The organism is Leucobacter aridicollis (assembly GCF_013409595.1).
In the GTDB taxonomy this organism is placed as follows: domain Bacteria; phylum Actinomycetota; class Actinomycetes; order Actinomycetales; family Microbacteriaceae; genus Leucobacter; species Leucobacter aridicollis.
In genome coordinates this window covers 2,653,197-2,676,504 of record NZ_JACCBD010000001.1, presented here as the reverse complement: position 1 = coordinate 2,676,504, position 23,308 = coordinate 2,653,197, and the positions used below count along the sequence as shown (strand labels likewise).

The following is a 23,308-nucleotide window of genomic DNA, read 5'->3' as shown; positions in this document are numbered from 1 at the left end:
CGACCGTTCACGGCCAGCCTCTCAGGGCGCGCGCCGCCCGCCTCGCGCCACGCTGTGTTGGTAGAAGGCCCACCCGAAGACGATCGTGCCGACGAGCAGGATCGCGCGCGCGAGCGTGATCGCGGCGACAGTGAGCGCACTCGGGAGCCCGCCCGCCACGAGCAGGCCGATCATGACGACCTCGTACGCGCCGACGCCGTTTGGCGTGGTGACGACCATGCTCGCGACGGTCGCGAGACCGTACGCGACGAAGACCAGCGCGGGATCCGCGCGTAGACCGAATGCGGCGAGCGCGATCCAGAACAGGCCGGCGTCGCAGACGTGTACGAGGAACGACCACGCGAACGGGGCACGCAGCGCGCGCGGGTCGCGAAGGATCTCTCGCAGCTCGACGTGCAGCCCGTCGAAGAAACGTACGACAGTCTCCGTCCGCACGACGGCGGGCCTGCCGATGATGTGTGCGCCCCAGTTCGCGACCCGAATGACGACGCCCGCGACGCGATGCAGTGGGCGCCGGCGACGCAGCAGCAGCGCGCCGCCGCCAGTCGCGCCAAGCGCGAGCGCGCCGACACCCGCGGCCGACCAGAGCACCGCGGGGGTTCCCTGACCGCTCGCGAGCAGCCAGGTTGCCGCGGCAAGCAGCATGATGCTGAAGGACACGAACGTCACCGCGAACCGGGCGAGCTGCGCGAGCGTCCCGCGGGCTGGAGGGACCCCCATGCCCGCGAGCTTCCAGCTCGCATACGTGATCCCCGCCGCGCCGCCCGAGGGCAGCATATGGTTCGCGAAGTTGAACTCGAGCGACATTCTCATCGCCGTGAGCGGCCGCATTCCGCGTAGCTCGCCCCGAGCTCGCAGGTAGGCGAACAGCGCCTCGCCGGTGACCGCGAAGCTCGCGAGCTGGACGGGAACGAGGAGGGCCATAATCCACGGATTCGCGAGCGGGAGACTGCGTGCCGCGTCGACCATTGTCGGCCAGGCAGCGATGACGATCCCCGCGACGAGGAGCAGCGTGACGGTGCTCACCCAGAACCGGGGAGAGCGCACCCAGCGGGGGCTCACGTGATGCGTCCCGCCCATCGCTTCCGATTGCCGTAGCGGTGTCGGGCGAGCGTCAAACTGTCGGTCTCGTAATACCGGCTGAGTTTCTTCCTGTCGATTGAGCGAAACAGCCGAGCCCGCACGATGAGGTCGGGAGCGTAGCGCAGCCGGTGCCCGGTGCGAAGCAGCGCGATCGTCACGTCGACGTCCTCGCTCACCTGCTCGTCACCGAGCCCGACAAGGGGCCGTGCTTCCAACCACGCGTGCCTGCGGAACGCACTATTGAAGCCGTAGAGCATGGGACGCACGCCAATGCTGCGCTGGTGCCACGCCCGAAACCCGCGATACCACCAGGCGAACCAGAAGTGTTCACCGGGGGAGAGTTCCGCGATCGCGGCGCCCCCGCCCTGACCGTCGAGGGTGGGATCGCGAAAGTCGGATCGGAGGCGTGCGATCCAGTCCGGCGGCACGATGGTGTCTGCGTCGATCCGGGCGATGACATCGGAGCGGGCCGCGTCGAAGCCCGTCGTGCGCGCGAACGTGACGCCCGCGCGGGGCTCGTCCACCACCCGCACCCCGGGGAATCGCCGCGCGATTGCGGCGCTCCTGTCCGTGCAGCAGTTGTCGACGACGACGATCTCGTCGGCCGGCTCCGTCTGCGCCTCGAGCGCGCGGAGGCAACGGGCGATGATCCTGGCCTCATTGTGCATCGGGATCACGACCGAGATGGTCGGGCTGGCCCGGCTGGCGTGGCTCGCCTGGCTGACCTCAGGGGTCGGGTCGGTGGGCTCGGCTGGAAGCGGCGGAATCGTCACTTCTCTATTCACGCGCGAGCGGCGCGGCGGCGCGATGGCCCCGGCGCGAGCGCGGAAGTAGCGCTGGCGCTACCCTGAACCGGGAAGGGACGAACCCACGCGATACGCTGGGGCGATGAATAACCAGCAGACCGCTACGCTCCCCGAGGTACGAGCCGCCATCGACGCGCTCGACGGTCAGATTGTCGAGCTGATCGCGACCCGGCAGCGTTGGGTCGAGGCCGCGGGAGCGCTGAAGAGCGATACGCAGGCGGTGCGTGCGCCGGATCGGGTCGAGCAGGTGATCGCCAAGGTCCGCGGGCTCGCGGTCGACCACGGGGCATCGCCCGAGGTCGTCGAGGCCGCCTACCGCGCCCTCATTTCGGCGTTCATTCAGCACGAGCTCGCCGTGCATGAGCGCAGTCTCGAACACGCGCGCGAGACGGATCTGACGATCCGGCCCACGCACGGGCCCGATGAGTTCCCGGCACTCGTGGCAATCTGGCGGAGCGCGGTGCGCGCGACCCACGACTTTCTCGCCGAAGACGACTTCGCGCGCATCGAGGGGCAGCTTGCCGACGCCTACTTCCCGGCCGTGACGCTCGTCGTCGCCGAGCGGGACGGGAAGCCACTCGGGTTCGCGGGGGTTGCCAACGGCGGCCTCGAGATGCTCTTTGTCGACGACGCCGCACGTGGCACCGGGGTGGGGAGCGCGCTGCTTGCTCACACGATCGAGCGGCTCGGCGTGACGAGGGTTGACGTCAACGAGCAGAACCCGGGCGCTCACGGCTTCTACGTGAGCCGCGGCTTCGAAGAAGTGGGACGCAGCGAGCTCGACGGCGACGGGCGACCGTACCCGATCCTCCACCTGGCGCTCGCTGCGCGCTGAGCGGCCCACAGTCGCGCTCACCGGCCGCCCGGTCGCGCTCATGAGCGACCCAAAGGCAGCACGCGACGTTGGAGTCGAGCTCGATGCCCGGCCAGCCGACCTCGTGGTCGGTGACCCCCTGCTGCTCTCCACGCTGCAGACGCTCCGCAAACGTGGTCAACCATACGCGCTGTTGGAGCCGACAACCGACTCGCTGATGCGCGGAAGGCTTCAGCGCCTCGGCAAGATCCTGTGGCTCCGGGGGCTACCGGTGCGGCGGCTGCTCGGTGGTGCTGAGGCCATAGTCGCGGCGTCCGCGCCCGAGCTTGAAGAACAGGTGAGTCGTGACGTGTCCCATACTGGCACCGATGGTGCGGGCCGTGGAAGCTCACCCGCGGACACCAGGCATACTCATGAGCCTGAGCACGTTTCCGTTTCCGCGTCTCGTGCAGACGTGGCAGCGACTTCTCGACGCCGTCGTCGACCTTCCTGTTCGAGTAACCGCAACGACGGGCCACGCCCTCGACTCGGAAACGCTACGGGCCCCGCCGCACGTCAGGCTCTTGGCGTGGTCAGATCGTGCCGAACTGATGCCGGATGCCTCCGTCGTTGTTACCCACGGCGGTCACGGAACAACACTCGCTGCGCTCGCGCATGGAGTCCCCGTGCTTGTCGTACCGCTCGATCTGAGCTCGGACCAGCCTGGAATCGGCCGCGCCGTTGAGCGGGCAGGAGTCGGGATCTCACTCCGCCGTGGTGCCTCTGTAGCCGCGGTGCGCGCGGCGTTATCGAAACTGATCGACGACACTGAGACCCGGAGACGTGCGCGGGAACTCGGAGCGCGGTTGCGTGAATATGACGGCGCGGTCGCGGGCGCGGAAGCACTCATCGCAGCGCTTCCGCCTACTCACCGCGCGACGGAGCCGTCAGCGCCCGGCTAAGGACGGGACGTGTGGCAGCGACGCCGATCCACACGAGTAACAGTCCGAGCCCGAGGATCGCGACAGCCGAGACAAGAAAGAGCGGCGCGACGGTGGCGGCAACCAACACGAGCGGCGCGGCGACGACCGAGGCGACGGCGGCAGACCCGCCAACGGCGATGAGGGCCGGACGCAACACGCGCACGCGCCGCGCACGTTCGAGCGCCGTCCTCGGCATGCCGAGTCGATCCAGCGCAATGTAGAGGTCTCGACGTTCGAGAATCGCGGCCGTTTGAGTGATGGCGATCTGGCATGACACAACCACGAACGACACGGCGGTGAGCGCGAGCAGCATCGTCCGCGTGTCGGCAAAAAGCAGCAGCTGGTCCGTCGTCATGATCGCGCGACTCTCGCTGCGGCTGATCGTGTCAAGGTATCCGAGCAGCGATCCCGCTGGCAGGAGCACAAAGCTCGCAAGCGCGAGCGAAGAGACGCTGCGCCAGGCTGCACGCGGATCGTCGGCGACGCCTCGCGCCGCCACGAGTGACGACGCATCGGCGGTTCGGGCTGCGGTCACGCGGGCTGTCACTCCGATGGCGAGAGGGCCAACCAATCCCAGCACCGCCATGAGCGCAAGCGTTGTGAGCGCGAACGCTGCGACGAGCGCGGCAGTGCCCCAGCCAGGCGACGAAATCTGCACTAATACGACGGCTGCGACGACCACTGCAACTCCTGCGACGGCACGCAGCCAGCTCAATCGAGGCGCGTCCTGCCGTGTGCGAACCCCGAGCGGTGAGAGCGTGACTCGCCGGAGGCCGAGCAGTGCGCTCATCGCTGCGACCGCGATGAGGGCCGGCGGGAGCGCTGCGGTCACCCACCACGGCAAGTGATATGAGGCCTCGCGGAAGGGGGACCCGTGGACGGTGAGCCCGCCCAGCGCAGCAGGGAGCGCAACTGAGAGCCCAGTGCCCGCTGCGACGCCCGCCGCAGCCATCAGTGTCGCCTCCGCGACGGCGAGTCGCCGGACCGTGCCGGCTGAAGCGCCGAGCAGCCGAAGCGTCGCCAATCTGTCGTCGCGGCTCCGCGCTGCGAGCCGCGCCGTCGAGCCTCCGAGCGTGATGAGTGGAACGAGGAGCGCGCCGGCGAGACCGACAGCAAGGATGGGGTACCCCGGCTCCGGCGAGGGCACGCTCCAATATGCCCGGGCAAGCAGGGCAACGGCGAACGTGAGGATCGTGGTGAGGGCCGCCGCGGCAAGTTGCATCGCCGCGATGGTGCCAGACTTGCCAGCCGGCCTCGCCAGGATGAGGAAGGCGTGGGCGGTCACGAGCGAGCCTCCACGCTGCCGTCACGCAATCGGACAACACGGTCGCAGCGCGCGGCGACACCTTCGTCATGGGTGACGATGAGGAGCGCCCGGGCCGGGCCCGTGCTCGACGCAAGAAGCGCGTCGAGCACACCGCCAGCGGTGACGGAGTCGAGCGCGCCGGTCGGCTCATCGGCGAAGATCAACGTTGGGCGGGGCGCTAGGGCACGGGCGATGGCCACCCGCTGCGCCTCGCCGCCCGAGAGCTGGCCGATGCGCCTATCTTCAAGCCCGGCGAGACCCAGCCGTTCGAGTTCGTCGGCGGCCCGATGCCTCGCCGTATCTCGGGACGCGCCAGCAAGCAGCAGTGGAAGCGCGACGTTCTCCCATGCGCGGAGTTCGGGCACCAGCATGCCGTGCTGAAAGACGAACCCGAAGCGCCGCAGCCGGAGGGCGGAACGGGCGGCGTCGCTCAGAGTGGCGAGGTCATCGAAGCCAGCGTCGGAGCTCCCCGTTGCAGCTGTCCGACGAAGTATGACAGTGCCGGAGTCCGCCGGCTCGATCCCCGCGAGCGCGTGCAGCAGCGTCGACTTGCCTGACCCCGACGGGCCCATGATCGCGACGGCCTCGCCCGGAAATATGGTGAAGTCGGCGTCGACGAGTGCGTGCGTTGGTCCGAACGATTTAGTGAGGCCTTCGGCGCTGAGAAGCCACGGGCGGGGGACGGTGACGGAGTCGGCCATAGCGTCGTACCTTTCGATGAGCAGCTGGTTCGACCCACGCTACGAGCGGGGTGAGGCGCGTCGTCACCGCCCACGGGCTGAACCGGTGGGCCATGGCTTCCACCCACGGGTGGTGGCGCGCACAGCTGCTCCGCAGTAGCGTCGGAGGAGGGCCACGCAGTGTGCTGCGCCCCGTGGTGCAGAGAGGAAGAGCGTGGCAGGTGTGATGTTGGACCGCCCTGACCTCTCCCTGCAGCAGGGGCGTTCTCGCGTCGCGAGGTGGTTCGCGGCACGTCCCAGGGTCGCCGATGTCGCGGTGATCCTTGCTTGCTCGGCGCCGCCGGCGGCGGCGCTCATTCTCGAGCCGCGTCACCCGGTCTGGCTCGGCTGGGCATGCGTGGTCGTCGTCGCCATTGTGTTCTGGTGGCGCAGAAGCCACCCGCTCCCCGTGCTCCTCATCGTGGCCGGAGTAGCTTCGCTGAACCCCGTCTATGCAGCGTCGTTGGCCGGGCCAACGACAGAGATCATCTTCGGGCTGTTCGCGCTTGCGAGTCGCGTGCGCCTTCGTACCGCGCTGATCGGTGCGGCCGCCGCTGCGCTCATCGTGCTCGGCGTGAGCTGGGCCGCGATGTGGATCGGCATCCGTGCGACCCCGCCGATCGCTGGGCTGCAACCGTTCGCAGTCGCCGCGCTTGCTGCGGGGGTTGCGGTGCGAACGGCGCGGGGAAGGCGCGAGACGCTTGAACAGGTCGTGGCCCTCCGTGAGGAACGTGCGGCTGGCGCTGAGCGCGCCCGTATTACGGCTGAGATGCACGACGTTGTCGCCCACTCCGTGACGGTGATGGTGGCGCTCGCGGGCGGCGCGGCGGCGGGCTGGGAGAAACACCCAGAGCGGGCTCGGGCGGCGCTCGACCAGCTCGGCGAGGTCGGGGCTGGTGCGCTGGAGGAAATGCAGCGTATCTTGCACGTCCTCCGCGACAGCGACCCAGATCTGGTTGAGACGCTCGAAACGGCTGGGCACACGGCGCCGACGCTTGACGGGCTTGTCGAGGTCTTTCGCCGCACCGGCGTCCCCGTCACGCTTGACGTCAATACCGAGTTGCCCGCTGACCCCGGGCTGCGCACAGCCGTTCACCGGATCGTACGTGAATCGCTCACGAATGTGCTCCGTCACGGCGTAGACGTAACGTATGTCGAAGTTCGGGTTGCGGTGACCGACTCCGAGCTCGTCGTGACGGTGACCGACAACTGTCGTGGCGGAGCGAACCCGAACATCGGCGTCGGAGCTGGTGTTGGGCTCACTGCTTTGCGCGAGCGCGCTCGTGCGTTCGGCGGAGAGCTGACGGCCGCCCCATTGCCGGGTGCGCACGCTGGGTGGCAGACGCGCGCAGTGCTCCCGGTTCAGCTGAGGCGATCATGAGCGGGCCGATCCGTGTCGTCGTGGTCGATGATCAGCCGCTTGCGCGCGCTGGGCACGCCCTGATCCTCGATTCCGCGGACGGAATCGACGTTGTCGGTGAAGCGGGGAACGGGCTCGAGGCACTCGACGCGGCGGCGGTTCTGCACCCGGATGTGGTGCTCATGGATGTGCGCATGCCGCTGATGGGAGGCCTTGAGGCGACGCGACTTATCGCCGAGCGGCATCCAGCGGTGCGGGTGATCGTGCTCACCACGTTCGACCTTGACGAGTACGCCTTCGGGAGCCTGCGCGCGGGCGCGAGTGCCTTTCTCCTCAAAAGTTCGAAGCCAGCAGCGCTGGTCGAGGCCGTGCAAGCAGTGGCCGCTGGCGAGTCCGTCGTCTCGCCGCGGCTGACGGCGCAACTCGTTGCGCATTTCGTTGGATCCGAGGAATCCGAAGGGCCGCTGGGCGGGCGAGCGGAGGAGCCTGGCGAGCTAGCGATCCTGAGCCCGCGTGAACGCGACGTGTTCCTGGGGATCGTTCGCGGCGAGACGAATGCCGAGATCGCCGCGTCGCTCCATCTCGCGCCGTCGACGGTGAAATCGCATGTGAATGCGATCTTCGCGAAGCTGCACCTGCGCGACCGCGTGCACGCTGTGATCCTCGGCTACGAGATTGGAGTTGCCGAAGCCCCGCAGGCCTGATGGTGGAAGGCGTCGACCGTGGACTTTCCCCTCCCAAAAGGGGGAATTTGTGGACGCGAAAAGCGGAGTTCTTGTAGCCCTGGGCAGCGGATTCGGTGCCAGCCGAGTGCCTAAACAAGCGAATTCGCGGGAAAGATGGCTTTGCACGGGGAAGCGCCGATCAATGTGCAGAACTTCGTTTCACGCGTTTCGGCGTCATGCGTAGCCTATGTGCATCCGCAGAGACGCGACGACAAGGGCAGGTATGCGAGCGAATTACGATAAGCCGGTTTCACCAGCGACCTCAGTGGCACAGGTGGTGCCTGGCAAGGGCGGTGGGAAGTCCAAGAAGCTGGCATCGCGCCACATCACGATGATCACGCTCGGCGGGATCATCGGCGCGAGCCTGTTCGTTGGCTCGGGGAACGTGATCCGGTCCGTGGGGCCCGCCGCGCTCGTCTCGTACCTCATCGGCGGTGTGCTGGTCTTCCTCGCGATGCGCATGCTCGGAGAGATGGCGGCGGCCCGGCCGACGACGGGCTCGTTCATGGAATACGCGCGGGTCGGCCTCGGCGACTGGGCCGCGTACTTCGTGGGCTGGCTCTACTGGTACTTCTGGGTGGGTGTCATCGCATTCGAGGCCGTCGTGAGCGGCTCGATCCTGCACGGCTGGATGCCGGGGATTCCCGAATGGGTGTTCTCGATCGCAATGATGCTGATCTTTACCATCACGAACGTGGTCTCGGTGCGCTCGTTTGGTGAGGTCGAGTTCTGGCTCGCGAGCATCAAGGTTGTCGCGATCGTGGTATTCCTCGGCGTAGGCGTGCTCTTCGCCTTCGGGCTGTGGCCCGGCGCCTCGTTCTCGCTGCCGAACCTGTGGGAGCACGGCGGCTTCGCCCCGAACGGCGTCTGGCCTGTCATCGCCGGCGTCGCGATCGTGATCTTCTCGTACTTCGGCACGGAGATCGCCGTGATGGCCGCCGCGGAATCGGAGAACCCGGCCAAGGGCGTGCGGCAGGCGACGACGACGGTCGTATGGCGCATCCTGCTGTTCTTCGTCGGTGCAGTCTTCCTCATCGTCGTGATCGTGCCGTGGAATCAGCTGCCCGACCCGCAGGTCGAGGGGCCGTTCGTGCACGTCTTCACCCTGTACGGCATCCCCGCGGCCGGCGCGATCATGAGCGCCGTCACACTCACCGCGGTCTGCTCGGTGCTGAACTCTGGTCTCTACTCTGCCGCGCGCATGTTCGCGGCGCTCGCCGAGCAGGGCTACGCCCCAGCGATCGTCGCCAAGCGCTCGCGCAACGGGGTGCCGATCGCCGCGGTCATTGCGTCGACACTCGGCGGGTACGCGGCGGTGATCGTGAACTTCGCGGCACCCGAGTCAGGCATCTTCGACTTCATCATGAACTCCGCTGGCCTGGTCGCGCTGTTCGTCTACGCGTTCATCGCGGCCACCCAGATCCGCATGCGGCAGCGCATGACGAAGGAGGAGGTCGCAGGGCTCGAGCTCAAGATGTGGCTCCACCCGTGGCTCGGGATCCTCGTGATTCTCGCGGTGATCGGCATCGTCGTCATCATGGTCGTGAGCGGCGACGGTACCCGCACGCAGGTGTGGACGAGCCTCATTTCGGTCGCCGTGCTGGCCGTGTTCTGGCCGGCCGTGCGGCGGCGGCTCGCGCGCGTCCGTGCGGCGAAGGCGGGCGCGCAACAGGCTGACAGCGCGGAGTAGCCGAGCGCGAGTACACTCGTACGCATGAGTTACCGAGAGCTGTACTCGCAGCGTCAGGAGGTCGTCAGCGAAGCCCTTGCTGACGGTGAGTGACTGCACTGCCCTCGCGGCGGGAATGCTGAGCGCCTCCCCGCCGCGGGCTTGGTGAACCCACTTCTCACATCGCTAGGATCCGCGCCGCGGTCTCGCGGCCGGCTCTCGAAAGGCTGACTCATGCAACCCCTCACAGAATCATTCATCCGATCCTCGTTCGTCAACGCATCGCGCAGGGAAACGAAAGAGCTATCGCTGCCGGCGACCTTCGAAACCCTCACCGACGCCGACTGGGCCGCGCTCGACTTCTACGGGTGGCGGGACCCGAAGTTCGTGCGCCGCGCCTACGCCGTGCTCCCGCTGCTTGATGGTGACCCGGTCGGCGTCAGTTTCTCGCAGGCCGAAGCGACGCCGCGCTCGCGTGCCATGTGCAACTGGTGCCAGGACGTACGGCTGCCGAACGAGGTCGTGTTCTGGGCCGCGAAGCGCGTTGGCGACGCCGGGCGACGGGGTAGTACGGTCGGGATCCTGCTCTGCCGGGAATTCCAGTGCTCCCGCAACGTGCGCAACGACCCGCCGCCCGCCTACGAGGGGTTTGACGTCGCCGCGGCCCGCGTGCAGCGCATCGATACGCTTCGTTTGAAGGCGGCAAGTTTCGCCGACATGCTCGTAGCGGGCCGGTAGCCGCCACGCTACGCTGACAGCATGGATCAGCGCGACTACGAGACGGCTCTGCGCCCGATGCTCGAGGAGCACTCGGACGTCGCCAGAGCTCGACTCGAACGCTTCGTCGACGCCGCCACCGCCCCGGGAGGGGCCGGTGGCGGCGTCGACGCTATCGTCATTAACGTCTTCGTCGATCAAGACGGGGAAGGGCCCTTTGACGTGTGGGCACGCTTCGAAGGGCGCGACGGGTTTGCCCTCGATCGTCGATTTGACGACGAGCGCGAGCTGTTTGGCGTGGTCTGGGGTGAGCAGGGCTGGGAACCCGAGGTGCCGGACCGCCCTGCGGGGTGGACGCGTGACGACCTCGAAGACGCAGTGGTGGCGGCCGTGGCTGCCTGGCTGCGTCCCCTCATCCCGGCCGAGGCCAGCGATGTGAGCTGGCGTATCGAATCACCCGACGGCGCCGTCGTCGCGGACAGCATCTAACACGAGGGTTCTTATGGGCGTGATCAATACCTACTTCATCGCGAGCTCGCATGAGGCTGCGGCCGCGGTCGTCGGCGAGGGTCCCGCCGGGCTCCCCGCCGTCGACGCCGTTGACGCCACGGTGCAGGCGGGGACGCTGCTCGCACTGCTGACCGGGCGGGACTACGACGAGATCGTATCCGACAGGTCGTGGGCGCGGCTGGTCAGCGACCCCGATGACGAGAGCGCGTGGGTCGTCTCCATGCCTGACTCATTCACGAGCGCGCTCGCCGCGGCATCCGACGAAGAGCTTGCCGAAGTCGTTGGTCCCTGGTCGCAGACCGAGGAATTCTGGGGGAGCGGCGATCCTGAACAGCTACTTCCGATGTTGCGCGAGTGGCGTGACCTGGCTCGGCGGGCAGCCGACGAGGGCGCGGCGCTGTATTGCTGGATGGCCCTCTAGCTTTCGGAGGCGGCGAGCTGGGCAGTGAGACCTGCAGCATCTTGCTGGATCCAATACTCGACGATGCGGCCCTCTGCCACGCGGTAGACGGCGCTCCCGATGGTTTCCACCGGCTGGCCTGTGGGCGCATGGCCATCGATCACGCCCACGTGGGTGCCCTGCTGCACCCACCTGGCGTACGCGCGATCACCATCGACGAGCAACTCGTCAAAGATGAACTCGAACGGCCCAAACATTTCGAGCATTTCCTTGACATGCTCGGTGTAGTTTGAGGGGCCGCGCTCAAGCGTCACCCGCGCGCCCGCACGCACCTGGTGAGCAAGTACGGTCGAAGCCATGTAGCGATCCGCCCGCTCGGGCGACCTACCGCTGCGCACCTCGGTGAGGAACGCGCGAACCGTTTCTTCCGTGGTGCGAGTCATGGATCGAGTGTAGCGGCCAGGAGGGGGCTCCGCGGACAGGGGCGGGCTCCCGAGCTTTGCGCACGATGAATCATGTGAGAGCATTGGTGTCACCAATGGTTACACGGCATCGGGGGACGCCGTAGCGCAAGGGAGCACTCAATCATGGCAACAGCGGGAAGCCCGAAGCGGGCGGCGCCAGTCGGGGGACTGGGCGCCGCCGCGCTCGTCGCCCTCGCGTGCGGAACGACCCTCGGCAACGTGGGCGGCAACGTCATGCCGGCGCTACTCGCCGGCTTCGGTGAGCGCTTCGGCCTGACCGACACCGCGGCCGGCATGGTCGCGGCGGCGCAACTCCTCGCTACTGCCGTCGTCACGCTGCTCCTGAGCGCACGGGCGTCCCGCTCCGGCCGTGTGCAGCTTGCCCAAGTCGGGCTCCTGCTTGCCACGATCGGCTTCGTGGCCGCGTGGCTGAGCCCGTCGGTCGGGGTACTCGTCAGCGCGAATATTCTTGCGGGAGTCGGGCTCGGGGCGGTCTTCGCCGCCGGCACCGCTGCCCTTGGATCCACCGCTGACGTCGACCGCGCGACGTTTCGAACCGTCCTCGTCGCGACCCTCGCGACCGCGGTGCTCATCCTCGCCGTCTCGTACGCGAACGAGCTGGGCGGTGGCACCGCAGGCTTCGCTGTGCTCGCGGCGTGCTGCGCGCTCGGGCTGTGGGGCGTGCGTGGACTCCCCGAACGCCCAGGCGACGACGCCGCGCAGACCGGCCCGCGCCCCTCCCTCCTGTTCCTCGGGGCCGTGCTCGCGTTCGGCGTCGTCGAGCAGGGCACGTGGTCGTACGCCGCGGTCTTCGGCATGCGGCACGCGGAGCTCTCAGACGGGGCCGCCTCGCTCACGCTCAGCGTCGCGGCGCTCGCCGCCCTCATCGGTGTGCCGCTTGGCACCCTCGCGTCGCTGCGCCTCGGCAGGGTCACCGGCCTTGTCGCAGTCGCCGCGGTCGAATTTGCAGCCCGCACGCTCGTCGTCGTCACCGAGAGCGGAACCGTGTTCGCGATCGCGACGAGCCTGTGGCAGGTGTGTTACCTCGCGCTCCTCGTGCAGATCCTCGCGCTCGCAGCTGGACTCGACCGCAGCGGCAGACTCGTCGCGGCGACCGCCGGCGCAGTTGCGCTCGGCACGGGCATCGGGCCTGCCGTCATCGGCGCAACCCTCGACGTCGTCGGTCCGTGGGGCCTCGCCGCAGCGCTTCTCGGCCTCGGCGTGCTCGCGCTCGTGCCACTGGCTCGGCTCGCGGCTCGGGTGCCGTCGCCCAACAGTTCGGAGTCTCGCGGAGAGGCCGTTGAAGTCGGCCCCGCCGATACAGCGCAGCCCGTGCAGCCCGTGCCGCCCGCGCCTGGCGACACGACCGCTAGCGCTGCTGAGCGCGCCTGAACCTGATCCCGTCGATCACAAGGCTCAGTGCCGATTCAAAGATCTCGTCGCTGGAGATGCCCGCGAGATCCGGAGCCGCCTGTGCGAGATGCGGGAATTCCCCGGCCGACGCGAGCAGGTACTCCCGCTGCATCGCGAGTTCATCGCCGGCGCGAGCCGCTGGGTCGAGCGCAAGCACCGACGCCTCGTACGCGGTGAGCGCGAGCGTGAGATCCGTGACGGTGCGGTAGAGGACCGCGGCATCGCGGCCCGTGAACCCCGCCCGCTCAAACGTTGCGAGCACGAGGTCGGCGCCCCGAAACTCAGCCGGGCTGCGTGACACCCGTGCCGCGACGAGCGAGGCGATCCCGGGATGCACGAGGTATGCCTCTCGCACCCGGCGAGCGAGCTGGGCAAACGCGTCGTCCCAGTCGCCGTTTGGCATGAAGCCGTCGAGCGCCTGCTCGAGGACGCGCTCGGCAAGCCCGAGCACGATCTGATCCTTGCCGGTGAAGTGTCGGAGGACCGCCGTGTGATTGACCCCGAGCTCCGTGCCGAGCTTGCGTAGCGTGAGCGCCGCCGGCCCTTCCCGCTCGACAATGATTGCCGCGGCGTCCAAGATGACGGGCGCTGAGAGCTGCACTCGGGGCGGCTGGGCTGCGGGCGTCTCAGCGGGCGAAGCGGGCATGGGACTGAGCCTACCGGGCGGCGCCCTCAGCGCTCCGCCGACTCGACGACGGCCGCCACAACCGCGGCGAGCGCGGCGCAGGTCTCGGCGTCGCGTGCGTCGTCGTCGGGATCGTTCCAGGCGCTCGTCTTGACGATGACTGTTTCGCTGTCAGGATCAATCCACAGGAACTGGCCGTGCACTCCGAGGCCAGTGTAGGCGCGTCGCTCGCCGCCGACGGTCCACCACTGGTTCGAGTAGCCGTAATGCGCGGCCCCGCCTCCTCCGAGGAGGGCGCCCGCCTGAAACTGGGGGAGGTCGGACCCGCGGCTCCTCGACACCCACGCTTCGGGCACCAGCTGAGTGTCGCCGACGCGGCCGCCCGCGGCCATCATGGCGCCGACCCGCGCGAGATCCCTGACGGTGGCGTTCAGCGAGCCGCCGCCGAGCGCGGTGCGCGGCTTGCCTCGGGTGAGGAAGTAGAACGCGTCGGACTCGGCGCCCATCGGTCGCCAGAGTCGCTCGGTCGCGTACTGGGCGAGCGTGTGGCCGGTGGCAGCCTCGAGCACCCACCCGATGACGTGCGTGTCGATCGTTGAGTAGTTGAACGCCGTACCGGGCTCGCGCAGCCGGGGGAGCGCGCGGATTACGTCGAGCACCGAGCCGCCGGTGGTGACCGCCTCCTCGAACTGTTTGATTGGCGCGTCGGGCACCGTCCAAGCCTCGACGCCGCCGACGCCGCTCGACATGTTCAGCAGGTGTTCGAGCGTGACCCCGTCGTAGCCCGAACCCTTGAGCGAGGGAACGTAGTCGATGACGTCGTCGGTGATCGCGCCGATCTCACCGCGTTCGAGGGCGATGCCGACAAGCATTGAGGTGACCGACTTCGTGAGCGAGAACAGCTGGAATTTCGCGGTCGGGCTCGCGAATCTTCCCGGGTAGCTCTCGTGGACGATCTCGCCGCGGTGCGCAACAAGAAATGCAGTGGTGTGGGTGCGCTGGTGCAGCTCCGGGATCGAGTACCGGCGGCCGTCGAACTCGTAGCGGATCCCTGCAACGCCGAGCGGTGTGCGGCTCGTGTTCAGGGGACTGGGCGCGGCCGGCCGGTGAACCGTCTCGGTCGGCATGACCCGGTCCATGTGAGTAAACGTCCACTCGTTGACAGGGCGACTGAATGCAATGTCGCCCTGGTGTCGCCAGATCCAGGCGGCTCCCGCTACGGCTGCCCCGAGGGTCGCGGCGAGACCGAGTGCGCGGCTAGTTCTCATGGTGCTCCTCTGCTCACGTGGTTCAGCGATGCTGAATGCTCCCCAGTGTAGAGGCTGTCACCTGCGGTGTCACCAGTGGTGACGGGAGGGGTGGGGGTGTTGGCTCTCGGCGAGCGCGCCTCAGCCCGTGGCCCGCGCGCTTCAGCCGGTGGCCCGCTAGATTTCTGCCGTAGGTTGCATCCTTCCGGCCGTACCCGCACGCTTCCGGTCGTACCAATGGGATCTGCGATTGCGATGCCAATCCGCTGGCTCTGAGGTATTAGGTGTGCAGATCTCAGATGCATGGGCTGGGCGAGTGCGCCTGCAGCAACAGCCGGGGCAGCTGCAGCCAATGGGATCTGCAATTCACCTGTCGATTTGGGTGAGGTGCGGGATTCGAACTGCGGATCCCAGGTGAAGGCGCTGCTGGAGATGAGGCCCCGGTTGCCCGGGCGGGACGCCGGTCTGAACCTGTGTGCACGACCGCGAGGAGTATCCTGTGTGGGTGACCCGCATCCTTTTCTTCGAGCCCCGCATCGCCGGAAACACCGGTAACACGATTCGATTGGCCGCCGGCACCGGCGCCGAGCTCCACATCGTCAACCCGCTGTTTGACTTCGAAGACTCAAAGCTCAAGCGTGCGGGCCTCGACTATCACGACCTTGCAGTCGTGCACCTTCACGACTCCTTCGACGCGGCGATCGCTGCGCTCGCGCCAGCACGGGTGTTTGCGTTCACCGCTCACACCACTCGGCACTACACGGATGTGGCATATGAGCCGACTGACGTGCTCCTCTTCGGGCCTGAGCCGACCGGGCTGCCCCAGGAGATCCTCGACCACGAAGCGATTACGGACAGTCTGCGCATCCCGATGCTTCCCGGACCGCGCTCCATGAACCTCGCAAACTGCGCCGCGATTGCCAGCTACGAGGCGTGGAGGCAGCAGGGATTCGTCGGCGCGGCCTAGCGCCCTTTCCGTGAACTTAAGGACCCGAGGCCGCGGCACTAGCGATGCGGACGCACTCTGCGCGCAGCGCCAATAGTCGCGTGGAAGCCTCCGGGTTCCCGGCGAGATTGAATACCGGACAATGCTGCCGGATCAGGCGCGCCTCACTACTGCGCTGAAGCTCGGGGTCAACCTCAACCCAATTGACGAGCATGTTGTTGTTGATCCAGCGAATGATCGCTGCCTCGTCAGCTGGCACGAAACCGTAATTGCGCCCGTTCTTCCTTCCGGCCATGCTCCCCGGTGCTGGCCTGAACCCGAGCACTGCTCCAATGCTTCGGAAGAACGTTCCGTGACCCCTGGCGCGAAGCTCCTGGCTGACTAATCGGGTCCGGAGGCTCGTGGTGGCCTTGCCCACATATGCAATCCGATGGCCCCGGGTCAGTGCAAGTTCAGCGAATTCTCGCGGCAACGCGGCGTCGTCTGCGAGTCGAATTGCGTAGAGTCCTGGTGAAGGCGGGACGTGGACGTCTGCGTCCGCGGCGGAGATGAATGAGCCGGCATAGACGAGTCGGCGGAGGTCGTCAGACGGCGTTGGCTGAACGCGAGTGAGTTCTGCTCGGGCCACCCGGTGCGCTTGAGCTTCCGCAGTTCCCGTCTGAAGCGCCGGGGCAGTGTCGCCCCATGCGTCACTAGCCAAGAAGATTTGCGCGCCCTCCCGATCGAACAGGTGCGAGTAGTTACTCGCCCGAAGTGCGACCTGCGAGGCAGCCACTGGAGAGCCGTCGCGATTTCGGTAGCTCTCGCCTGCGTTGACGGCCAATGCGATTTCTGCTGCGGTCATACCGCGACCCGCAGCCCGCAGGGCCTGACGCATCGCTTCGTGCAACGTCATTGCTGCCCCTGGAGATACTCGATAACGACCAATAGGCGGTAGTGCAGCGGAAACTCGCCGTAAGTCGCCATCGTCAGTGCCACAATTCTGTGTAGCGGCCGCCCGGCAAGGGCTGATGTGAGACTCGCCTGAAGCGCCGGAGTGCCGTGAGGCGGAACATCGATTTCGATGATCTCCTGACGTGGCGTGAGGCCGAAGCCTGGCTGACCGCCGGCGCCTTGCGCTATTTCAGATGGTCGGTTCTTCATGTCGTATCTCCTGAGTCTTGAGCGCCACCCGTTGGCTATGGCATCACTGGCGCTTGCTGGCTGCGTGACGCGGCGTGTCCCAAGCTGCCACTTTCACTCACGCTATCGCGACAGGGTTGCATTCGGAATGCGTGAGAGGTGGAACTCGGCCCCGTTCCTTCATGGCGGGAGCGGGCAACTCCGGAGTTCGCTTCTATGGGCTTGCAAGTTCGACAGTCCGAACTCTATAGTTGCCTTTGTCGAATTTCCACGTCGATAGGTCAATATCTCACTACCCACGGAGGTCAACTTGCCACCCATTCCCTCCCCTTGGAGCCTGAAGCACACGTTCTTCGCAGCCGCAGTCGCGGCCGCGACGCTCCTCCTCGCCGGCTGCGCGGGCCCGAGCACCGGCAGCCAGTCCGGCGCCAGTGGCGGCGAGGCTCGCGGCAGCGACGCCGACGCCCGGCCCGTCGTGCTCACGACGTTCACCGTGCTCGCGGATATCGCCGAGAACGTCGCCGGCGGCCACCTGCGCGTCGAATCCATCACCAAGGTGGGCGCCGAGATTCACGGCTACGAGCCGACGCCCGGCGACATTCGCCGGGCGAGCGAGGCCGACCTCATCCTCGACAACGGGATGGGGCTGGAAGCCTGGTTCGAACAGTTCGTGAGCGGCCTCGACGTGCCGCACGCGGTCGTGAGCGACGGGATCGAACCGATCGACATCCGCGAGGACGCCTACAGCGGCATGCCGAATCCCCACGCGTGGATGAGCCCGCTCAACGTGCAGGTCTACGTCGACAACATGGCCGAGGCATTCACGCGCATCGACCCGGCACACGCCGAGGCATACGCGGCAAACGCGCAGGCGTACAAGACCGAACTGCAGGATGTGCAGGATGAGCTCGTGCAGTCCCTCGAAGCCCTGCCGAGACAGCAACGGGCACTCGTCACCTGCGAGGGAGCGTTCTCGTATCTGGCCCGCGACGCCCGGCTCACCGAGAAGTACATCTGGGCGGTGAACGCTGAGCAGCAGGCGACGCCACGGCAGATCGCCTCGGCGATCGAATTCGTGCGCGAGAACGATGTCCCGGCCGTGTTCTGCGAGTCGACGGTGTCGGACGCTCCGATGCGGCAGGTCGTGGAGGCGACCGACGCCACGCTTGGCGACGTGCTCTACGTCGATTCGCTCTCGGAGGCGGATGGGCCCGTGCCGACCTATCTGGATCTCATCCGGCACGACGCCGACGCGATCGTCGCTGCGCTCTCGGGCGGGCAGCAGTGAGCGCCCCGGCGATCGTCGTCGACGACGTGACGGTGCACTACGGCGAGGTGCTCGCGCTCGACGGGGCATCGCTGACGCTCGAACGCGGCCGCGTCTGCGGGCTCGTCGGCATGAACGGCTCTGGCAAGTCGACCCTGTTCAAGACAATCATGGGCATGGTCCGACCCGATCGCGGCTCGGTGCGGATCGACGGGCAGAGCCCGGCTCGGATGCGCAAGACGGGCGCGGTCGGTTACGTGCCGCAGAGCGAGGACGTGGATTGGGGCTTCCCGCTGTCGGTGCGTGACGTCGTCATGACCGGCCGCTACGGCAAGATGGGGCCGACGCGCCGGCCGAAGGCCGCGGACCAGCGCGCCGTCGATCACGCGCTCGAACGCGTCGAGCTCACGGACTTTGCCGATCGGCAGATCGGCCAGCTATCGGGCGGGCAGAAGAAGCGGACGTTCGTCGCGCGCGGGATCGCGCAGGGGGCGACAACCCTGCTGCTCGACGAGCCATTCGCCGGCGTCGACAAACGCTCGGAGGCGACAATCACCCGACTGCTGCGCGAGCTCGCCGGCGAGGGGGCAACGATCCTCGTCTCGACGCACGATCTGCATGCCCTGCCGAGCCTCGCGGACGAGGCGATCCTGCTCATGCGTCGTGTGCTCATGCACGGTCCCCCCGACGCCGTACTGCGACCAGAGAACCTCGCGCTCGCGTTCGGGCTCGACGTCCTCGACAGGGGGACCGAGCAGTGAACCTCATCGATATCGTCCTCGAGCCCCTGAGCTACGACTTCATGGTGCGCGCGCTCGCGACGACGCTCATCGCGGCGGTGGTGTGCGCGGTGCTGTCGTGCTGGCTGGTGCTCATCGGGTGGTCGCTGATGGGCGACGCCGTCTCGCACGCCGTGCTCCCCGGCGTCGTGCTCGCCTACATCGTCGGCGCGCCCTTTGCGCTCGGGGCGGTGCTGTTCGGCTTCCTCGCGGTCGCGCTCATCGGCGCGGTCAGAGACACGAGCCGGGTGAAGGAAGACGCGGCGATCGGGATCGTGTTCACCACGCTCTTCGCCCTCGGCCTCGTGCTCATCTCAGTGACGCCCTCGCAGACCGACCTCAACCACATCATCTTCGGCAACCTGCTCGGCGTTTCCGAGGGTGACCTGCTCCAGATCGTCGTGCTCGGCGCCGTCACGCTCGTGGTGCTTGTCGCAAAGCGGCGCGACTTCACCCTGTTCGCGTTCGACCCGACCCACGCGCACGCGATCGGGCTGAACCCGCGCCTGCTCGGGGCCGCGCTGCTCGGGCTCCTCGCGCTCACCTCGGTCGTGGCGCTGCAGGCGGTCGGCGTGGTGCTCGTCGTCGCGATGCTCATCATTCCGGGCGCCACGGCCTACCTGCTCACCGACCGGTTCTCGCGGATGCTCGTGATCGCGCCGGCGATCTCTGCCGCCTGCGCGATCGCCGGGCTGTACTGCAGCTACTACCTTGACACGGCCTCTGGCGGCATGGTCGTGCTCGCGCAGGGCACCGTCTTCGCGTTCGTCTACCTGTTCAGCCCGCGGCACGGACTCATCGGCACGCGGCTGCTCGCCCGACGGCGACGGCGGCAGAAGGGTTAGTTCGCGTCGGCCTCCGGGGCGACGGTGGGCTCACCCTCGGTCTGCTTCGCGAGCTGGGCCCGCACGTCGTCCATGTCGAGGCCGCGGACGGCGTCGATGAGCTGGTCGAGCGTCCGAGCGGGCAACGCGCCGGCCTGCGCGAACACGTTGATGCCGTCGCGGAACGCCATAATCGTCGGAATCGAGGTGATGCCGAACATGCCCGCGAGCTCCTGCTCGGCTTCGGTGTCGATCTTGCCGAACACGATGTCCGAGTTCGCCTCGGAGGCGGTCTCGAAGACGGGGGCGAACGAGCGGCACGGCCCGCACCAGGCAGCCCAGAAATCGAGCAGCACGATCCCGTCCGTGCCGATGGTCTGCTCGAGGTTGTCTTTGGTGATTTCGACTGTACTCATAGTGCTTGGCGGCGAGGAATCTCGCCGGTCCCCTCTCTGTTTCTTCCAGCGTACGGGGCGACCGCCCGCGCCGGGGAGCGGTGTTCTCCGATGGCTAAACCGCGCGGGCCGACTGGCGCACAGGACTATTCAAGCTCGGGCCGCGTACATTACTCAGCAACACTGTCGAGCGCGCGGGCCGTCCCGCGGCTCGGTGAGTCCGCCGCGCTAGCGGGTGGGGAAGGATCGGTGCCGTGGGCAGAGGCAGAAGCGTCGGCGCGATGCGTCAGCGGGGAGCGCTCGCGCTGCGGGCGTTGCGCGCCTGGGGGCCGCGACAGCTGCTCGTCGCGGCCGCGGTCGCCGCCGCGTTCGCTGTGCTGGTTGGGGTCGCGACAGTGCTGATCCCGAATCCGTGGTTCGCTCGGGAGATCGAGACGGTGTGGTGGAACTACCCGGTGTGGATCCTGACCGCGATCGGTGTCGGTCTGCTCACCGCGACCTACATGCGGCCCGCGGGGACGGGAGCGGTCGACGAGACCCCGGCGGAGCGGAAAAGCACGCGCATGGGCCTCGCCGGCGGCGTACTCACCTGGTTCGCGGTCGGGTGCCCGGTGTGCAACAAGATCGCCCTCATCGCGCTCGGCTACTCCGGCGCGATCACCTGGTTCGCGCCACTCCAACCGGTGCTCGCGGTCGCGGCGCTGATCCTGACCGGCGTCGCACTCGTTTGGCGTCTGAGCGGTCAGGTCGCGTGTCCGATGCCGACGAACCGGCGCGCGGGCGCGCGAGGCGCGGCCGCGGAGCTCGCCCGTTGATCGGCTGATCTGCTGACCCGCGGAGCCCCGCAGGTCCGAGCGCGTCGCGAACCGTGGGGGGAGCCGCCAGATTCGGCCGGACAGCGCCCGGCGTTATTCGACCCCGAGGCCGCCGGACAGGCGCTCGTGCAGCGTGCGCGTCGCCGCGTTCATGCCGACAAGCTCGACCGTCGCGCCGCGCCGCGCGTACTTCGTCGTGATTGCGTCGAGCGCGGCGACCGAGGAAGCGTCCCAGACGTGGGCCGCGCTCATATCGATGATGATGCGCGGCGGGTCGCCCGCGTAGTCGAACATGGTCGTGAGGTCATTGCTGGACGCGAAGAACAGCTCGCCCGTCACGCGGTACGTGACGGACTCGTCGCCGGGTTCACGCTCGACGGCGACGACGTGCGCGACGCGACGAACGAACAGCACCGCCGCGACGACGACCCCGGCGATCACGCCGATCGCGAGGTTGTGCGTCGCAAGCACCACGGCAACGGTCGCCACCATCACGAAGGTCTCGCTCTTTGGGAGCCGGCGGAGCGTGCTCGGGGCAATCGAGTGCCAATCGAACGCAGCGACCGACACCATGATCATCACGGCGACGAGCGCCGCCATCGGGATGAGCGAGACGAGGTCGCCGAGCACGAGGATCAGGATCAGCAGGAACGCGCCCGCGAGAAACGTTGAGATGCGGGTGCGGGCGCCGGACACCTTCACGTTGATCATTGTCTGCCCGACGACCGCGCAACCGCCCATCCCGCCGAACATTCCGGCGAGCAGATTCGCGACGCCCTGCGCCCACGTCTCGCGCGTCTTGTTGGAGGGGGTGTCGGTGATGTCGTCGACGAGCTTCGCGGTGAGGAGCGATTCCATGAGCCCGACGAGCGCCATGCCGAGCGCGAACGGGCCGATGATGCTGAGCGTCTCCCACGTCATGGGAACATTCGGGAAGAAGAACTCGGGAAGGCTGTCGGGCAGATCGCCCTTGTCGCCGACAGTCGGGACGTTGATCGCGAACACGACCGCCGCGGCGGTGACGATGATCACCGACACGAGCGGCGCCGGCACCGCCTTCGTGATCTTCGGCATGAAGACCATGATGAGGATCCCGGCCGCGACGAGCGGGTAGACGGCCCAGGGGACGCCGATGAGCTCGGGCAGCTGGGCGCCGAACACGAGCAGGGCGAGCGCGTTCACGAAGCCGACCATGACGCTGCGCGGGATGAACCGCATGAGCTTCGCAACACCGAGGGCCGCGAGCACAATCTGCAGCGCGCCGGCGAGCAGGACCGTGGCGATGAAGTAGTCGAAGCCATGGTCGCGCATGACCGGCGCGATGACGAGGGCGACGGCGCCGGTCGCGGCGGTGATCATCGCCGGCCTGCCACCGAGGAAGGCGATCGAGACGGCCATCACAAAGGACGAGAACAGTCCCACCTTCGGGTCGACGCCCGCGATGACCGAGAACGCGATCGCCTCAGGGATCAGCGCGAGCGCGACGACAAGGCCGGCGAGCGCCTCGCGCAGGAGGAGCCTGGGGGAGCGCAGCGCCTGCAGGGTGGTCGGCGAGCCACTCCGGGGTCTTGCGGGACCGGGCTGGGGCTGGGCGGCGGGCAGAGCCATGGGATCCTTTCGGGCGCGGTGGGGGATCGGTCGAGCGGGCGAGCCGCTCCGGCGACCCCCCTAGGGCGCCTGGTGCAGCGCGGCCCACTCATCGGCGAGGAGGGCGTACAGAACGCCGTCAATCCACCCGAGATCCCGGTGGAGGGAGTCGCGGACCGAGTACGACTCGCGCCGCATTCCGACGCGCTCCATGAGACGCCACGACGGCGTGTTGTCGGCGAACGCGCCGGCCTCGACCCTGCGGAGACCGAGATCGGTGAAGCACAGCGCGATCACGGCGCGGACGGCCTCGGTCGCGAGGCCGCGGCCGGCGACCTCGGGCGAGAACGTCCACCCGAGCTCGGCTTGCACACCCGCCGCCTGGTCGCGCACCTCGCGCTGACCCCAGCCGTCGCCCGTGGACAGCATGATGTCGCCGACGATGCGGCCGTCGAGCTCGACGACGAGGGTGTCGAGGTACTTGTCCGGGTACGTCGCCATCCAATCGGCGTGGTCGACGGGATGCCACCCGAGCCACTTGCCGACCTCGGGAAGCTGCCGGTGCACCCACAGGGCCTCGGCGTCCGCGAGCTCGGCGGGGCGAAGCGAGAGCCGCTCCGTCTGCAGCGGCCAGGCGAGCGAACGGAATGCGGGCTGGGGTGTTGAATCGGCTGACACGACCGCAAGTGTACCTGCCGGGCGCCGCCGGTCCGCGCGAAGGGGGCATGTACGGCATTTTGCATGGTGCGCTGG

At 67.9% G+C, this 23,308-nt stretch carries 26 protein-coding genes; 14 read left to right on the top strand and 12 right to left on the bottom strand.

Annotation, left to right across the window (positions count from 1 at the left end; genetic code table 11):
* Positions 1-21: 21 nt before the first annotated feature.
* Positions 22-1,062 (bottom strand): lysylphosphatidylglycerol synthase transmembrane domain-containing protein, encoded by a 1,041-nt coding sequence (locus BJ960_RS12425; RefSeq protein WP_185987514.1) that lies wholly within the window; start codon positions 1,060-1,062, stop codon positions 22-24.
* Positions 1,059-1,856: a glycosyltransferase family 2 protein gene (locus tag BJ960_RS12420; RefSeq protein WP_185987513.1), complete on the bottom strand. Its 798-nt coding sequence runs from the start codon at positions 1,854-1,856 to the stop codon at positions 1,059-1,061. The genes BJ960_RS12425 and BJ960_RS12420 overlap by 4 nt, the downstream gene beginning before the upstream one ends.
* A 115-nt stretch (positions 1,857-1,971) precedes the next feature.
* On the opposite strand from BJ960_RS12420, the gene BJ960_RS17035 reads away from it, so the two are divergent.
* Both BJ960_RS17035 and BJ960_RS12410 read left to right on the top strand, forming a co-directional pair.
* Positions 1,972-2,724, top strand: a complete 753-nt coding sequence (locus BJ960_RS17035; protein ID WP_185987512.1) for a GNAT family N-acetyltransferase — start codon at positions 1,972-1,974, stop codon at positions 2,722-2,724.
* Between the two features lie 392 nt (positions 2,725-3,116).
* Complete coding sequence (locus BJ960_RS12410) at positions 3,117-3,644, top strand: glycosyltransferase (protein ID WP_185987511.1); 528 nt, start codon at positions 3,117-3,119, stop codon at positions 3,642-3,644.
* Here BJ960_RS12410 and BJ960_RS12405 read toward each other — a convergent pair.
* Positions 3,607-4,950, bottom strand: coding sequence for an FtsX-like permease family protein (locus BJ960_RS12405; RefSeq protein WP_185987510.1), 1,344 nt, complete (start codon positions 4,948-4,950; stop codon positions 3,607-3,609). The genes BJ960_RS12410 and BJ960_RS12405 overlap by 38 nt on opposite strands.
* The gene (locus BJ960_RS12400; RefSeq protein WP_185987509.1) at positions 4,947-5,672 is read right to left on the bottom strand and encodes an ABC transporter ATP-binding protein; all 726 of its coding nucleotides are present in this window, start codon (positions 5,670-5,672) and stop codon (positions 4,947-4,949) included. The genes BJ960_RS12405 and BJ960_RS12400 overlap by 4 nt, the downstream gene beginning before the upstream one ends.
* Before the next feature lie 193 nt (positions 5,673-5,865).
* Between BJ960_RS12400 and BJ960_RS16815 the strand changes: the two genes are divergently transcribed.
* The 6 genes from BJ960_RS16815 to BJ960_RS12370 all read left to right on the top strand — a co-directional run bounded on the left by BJ960_RS16815 (position 5,866) and on the right by BJ960_RS12370 (position 11,092).
* Entirely contained in the window at positions 5,866-7,071 is a 1,206-nt protein-coding gene (locus tag BJ960_RS16815; protein ID WP_185987508.1) for a sensor histidine kinase, read from the top strand.
* Positions 7,068-7,754: a response regulator gene (locus tag BJ960_RS12390; protein ID WP_185987507.1), complete on the top strand. Its 687-nt coding sequence runs from the start codon at positions 7,068-7,070 to the stop codon at positions 7,752-7,754. The genes BJ960_RS16815 and BJ960_RS12390 overlap by 4 nt, the downstream gene beginning before the upstream one ends.
* A 244-nt stretch (positions 7,755-7,998) precedes the next feature.
* A complete protein-coding gene (locus BJ960_RS12385) occupies positions 7,999-9,465 on the top strand; it encodes an amino acid permease (RefSeq protein ID WP_237463451.1) in 1,467 nt (488 codons plus the stop codon).
* A 213-nt stretch (positions 9,466-9,678) separates the two neighbouring features.
* On the top strand, positions 9,679-10,182 hold the full coding sequence (locus BJ960_RS12380; RefSeq protein WP_185987506.1) for an FBP domain-containing protein: 504 nt from the start codon (positions 9,679-9,681) through the stop codon (positions 10,180-10,182).
* A 21-nt stretch (positions 10,183-10,203) separates the two neighbouring features.
* A complete protein-coding gene (locus BJ960_RS12375; RefSeq protein ID WP_185987505.1) occupies positions 10,204-10,650 on the top strand; it encodes a DUF6389 family protein in 447 nt (148 codons plus the stop codon).
* A 13-nt stretch (positions 10,651-10,663) separates the two neighbouring features.
* A complete protein-coding gene (locus BJ960_RS12370; protein ID WP_185987504.1) occupies positions 10,664-11,092 on the top strand; it encodes a hypothetical protein in 429 nt (142 codons plus the stop codon).
* Here the strand turns inward: BJ960_RS12370 and BJ960_RS12365 are convergent.
* Positions 11,089-11,514, bottom strand: a complete 426-nt coding sequence (locus BJ960_RS12365; protein ID WP_185987503.1) for an ester cyclase — start codon at positions 11,512-11,514, stop codon at positions 11,089-11,091. The two genes, BJ960_RS12370 and BJ960_RS12365, sit on opposite strands and share 4 nt — an antisense overlap.
* Positions 11,515-11,658: 144 nt before the next feature.
* Here BJ960_RS12365 and BJ960_RS12360 point away from each other — a divergent pair, with 144 nt between their 5' ends.
* The gene (locus BJ960_RS12360; RefSeq protein WP_185987502.1) at positions 11,659-12,927 is read left to right on the top strand and encodes an MFS transporter; all 1,269 of its coding nucleotides are present in this window, start codon (positions 11,659-11,661) and stop codon (positions 12,925-12,927) included.
* On the opposite strand, the gene BJ960_RS12355 is transcribed toward BJ960_RS12360, so the two are convergent.
* Both BJ960_RS12355 and BJ960_RS12350 read right to left on the bottom strand, forming a co-directional pair.
* Positions 12,905-13,594, bottom strand: a complete 690-nt coding sequence (locus BJ960_RS12355; protein ID WP_185987501.1) for a TetR/AcrR family transcriptional regulator — start codon at positions 13,592-13,594, stop codon at positions 12,905-12,907. The two genes, BJ960_RS12360 and BJ960_RS12355, sit on opposite strands and share 23 nt — an antisense overlap.
* Positions 13,595-13,620: 26 nt before the next feature.
* Positions 13,621-14,841, bottom strand: a complete 1,221-nt coding sequence (locus tag BJ960_RS12350) for a serine hydrolase domain-containing protein (RefSeq protein ID WP_185987500.1) — start codon at positions 14,839-14,841, stop codon at positions 13,621-13,623.
* Positions 14,842-15,325: 484 nt separating this feature from the next.
* On the opposite strand from BJ960_RS12350, the gene BJ960_RS12345 reads away from it, so the two are divergent.
* Positions 15,326-15,787, top strand: coding sequence for a tRNA (cytidine(34)-2'-O)-methyltransferase (locus BJ960_RS12345; RefSeq protein ID WP_185987499.1), 462 nt, complete (start codon positions 15,326-15,328; stop codon positions 15,785-15,787).
* 16 nt (positions 15,788-15,803) lie between these two features.
* Here BJ960_RS12345 and BJ960_RS17235 read toward each other — a convergent pair whose 3' ends face one another.
* Both BJ960_RS17235 and BJ960_RS12335 read right to left on the bottom strand, forming a co-directional pair.
* Positions 15,804-16,610 (bottom strand): GIY-YIG nuclease family protein, encoded by an 807-nt coding sequence (locus BJ960_RS17235; protein WP_342354343.1) that lies wholly within the window; start codon positions 16,608-16,610, stop codon positions 15,804-15,806.
* A gap of 47 nt (positions 16,611-16,657) precedes the next feature.
* Positions 16,658-16,909 carry a hypothetical protein gene (locus BJ960_RS12335; protein WP_185987497.1) on the bottom strand — a complete coding sequence of 84 codons (252 nt, stop codon included), beginning with the start codon at positions 16,907-16,909 and terminating at the stop codon, positions 16,658-16,660.
* A 289-nt stretch (positions 16,910-17,198) separates the two neighbouring features.
* Between BJ960_RS12335 and BJ960_RS12330 the strand changes: the two genes are divergently transcribed.
* The 3 genes from BJ960_RS12330 to BJ960_RS12320 are packed head-to-tail and all read left to right on the top strand — an operon-like array spanning position 17,199 to position 19,779.
* Positions 17,199-18,176 (top strand): metal ABC transporter substrate-binding protein, encoded by a 978-nt coding sequence (locus BJ960_RS12330; protein ID WP_237463452.1) that lies wholly within the window; start codon positions 17,199-17,201, stop codon positions 18,174-18,176.
* Positions 18,173-18,916, top strand: coding sequence for a metal ABC transporter ATP-binding protein (locus tag BJ960_RS12325; protein WP_185987496.1), 744 nt, complete (start codon positions 18,173-18,175; stop codon positions 18,914-18,916). Before BJ960_RS12330 ends, BJ960_RS12325 begins: the two co-directional genes overlap by 4 nt.
* A 5-nt stretch (positions 18,917-18,921) precedes the next feature.
* Positions 18,922-19,779, top strand: coding sequence for a metal ABC transporter permease (locus BJ960_RS12320; RefSeq protein WP_372430590.1), 858 nt, complete (start codon positions 18,922-18,924; stop codon positions 19,777-19,779).
* Here the strand turns inward: BJ960_RS12320 and trxA are convergent.
* Complete coding sequence (gene trxA, locus BJ960_RS12315) at positions 19,776-20,174, bottom strand: thioredoxin (RefSeq protein WP_185987494.1); 399 nt, start codon at positions 20,172-20,174, stop codon at positions 19,776-19,778. The two genes, BJ960_RS12320 and trxA, sit on opposite strands and share 4 nt — an antisense overlap.
* Positions 20,175-20,407: 233 nt before the next feature.
* On the opposite strand from trxA, the gene BJ960_RS12310 reads away from it, so the two are divergent.
* Positions 20,408-20,968 (top strand): hypothetical protein, encoded by a 561-nt coding sequence (locus BJ960_RS12310; RefSeq protein ID WP_307814578.1) that lies wholly within the window; start codon positions 20,408-20,410, stop codon positions 20,966-20,968.
* Positions 20,969-21,061: 93 nt separating this feature from the next.
* Here BJ960_RS12310 and BJ960_RS12305 read toward each other — a convergent pair whose 3' ends face one another.
* Both BJ960_RS12305 and BJ960_RS16810 read right to left on the bottom strand, forming a co-directional pair.
* Positions 21,062-22,576 (bottom strand): SulP family inorganic anion transporter, encoded by a 1,515-nt coding sequence (locus BJ960_RS12305; protein ID WP_185987493.1) that lies wholly within the window; start codon positions 22,574-22,576, stop codon positions 21,062-21,064.
* Positions 22,577-22,636: 60 nt separating this feature from the next.
* Complete coding sequence (locus tag BJ960_RS16810) at positions 22,637-23,233, bottom strand: GNAT family N-acetyltransferase (protein ID WP_307814579.1); 597 nt, start codon at positions 23,231-23,233, stop codon at positions 22,637-22,639.
* Positions 23,234-23,308: the final 75 nt, after the last annotated feature.

Excerpts from the sequence above, each read along its gene's own strand:
- BJ960_RS17035 (WP_185987512.1), top strand. The coding sequence starts at position 1,972 with ATGAATAACCAGCAGACCGCTACGCTCCCCGAGGTACGAGCCGCCATC.
- BJ960_RS12410 (WP_185987511.1), top strand. The coding sequence starts at position 3,117 with ATGAGCCTGAGCACGTTTCCGTTTCCGCGTCTCGTGCAGACGTGGCAG.
- BJ960_RS12400 (WP_185987509.1), bottom strand. The coding sequence starts at position 5,672 with ATGGCCGACTCCGTCACCGTCCCCCGCCCGTGGCTTCTCAGCGCCGAA.
- BJ960_RS12390 (WP_185987507.1), top strand. The coding sequence starts at position 7,068 with ATGAGCGGGCCGATCCGTGTCGTCGTGGTCGATGATCAGCCGCTTGCG.
- BJ960_RS12385 (WP_237463451.1), top strand. The coding sequence starts at position 7,999 with ATGCGAGCGAATTACGATAAGCCGGTTTCACCAGCGACCTCAGTGGCA.
- BJ960_RS12380 (WP_185987506.1), top strand. The coding sequence starts at position 9,679 with ATGCAACCCCTCACAGAATCATTCATCCGATCCTCGTTCGTCAACGCA.
- BJ960_RS12375 (WP_185987505.1), top strand. The coding sequence starts at position 10,204 with ATGGATCAGCGCGACTACGAGACGGCTCTGCGCCCGATGCTCGAGGAG.
- BJ960_RS12370 (WP_185987504.1), top strand. The coding sequence starts at position 10,664 with ATGGGCGTGATCAATACCTACTTCATCGCGAGCTCGCATGAGGCTGCG.
- BJ960_RS12365 (WP_185987503.1), bottom strand. The coding sequence starts at position 11,514 with ATGACTCGCACCACGGAAGAAACGGTTCGCGCGTTCCTCACCGAGGTG.
- BJ960_RS12360 (WP_185987502.1), top strand. The coding sequence starts at position 11,659 with ATGGCAACAGCGGGAAGCCCGAAGCGGGCGGCGCCAGTCGGGGGACTG.
- BJ960_RS12355 (WP_185987501.1), bottom strand. The coding sequence starts at position 13,594 with ATGCCCGCTTCGCCCGCTGAGACGCCCGCAGCCCAGCCGCCCCGAGTG.
- BJ960_RS12350 (WP_185987500.1), bottom strand. The coding sequence starts at position 14,841 with ATGAGAACTAGCCGCGCACTCGGTCTCGCCGCGACCCTCGGGGCAGCC.
- BJ960_RS17235 (WP_342354343.1), bottom strand. The coding sequence starts at position 16,610 with ATGACCGCAGCAGAAATCGCATTGGCCGTCAACGCAGGCGAGAGCTAC.
- BJ960_RS12335 (WP_185987497.1), bottom strand. The coding sequence starts at position 16,909 with ATGAAGAACCGACCATCTGAAATAGCGCAAGGCGCCGGCGGTCAGCCA.
- trxA (WP_185987494.1), bottom strand. The coding sequence starts at position 20,174 with ATGAGTACAGTCGAAATCACCAAAGACAACCTCGAGCAGACCATCGGC.
- BJ960_RS12305 (WP_185987493.1), bottom strand. The coding sequence starts at position 22,576 with ATGGCTCTGCCCGCCGCCCAGCCCCAGCCCGGTCCCGCAAGACCCCGG.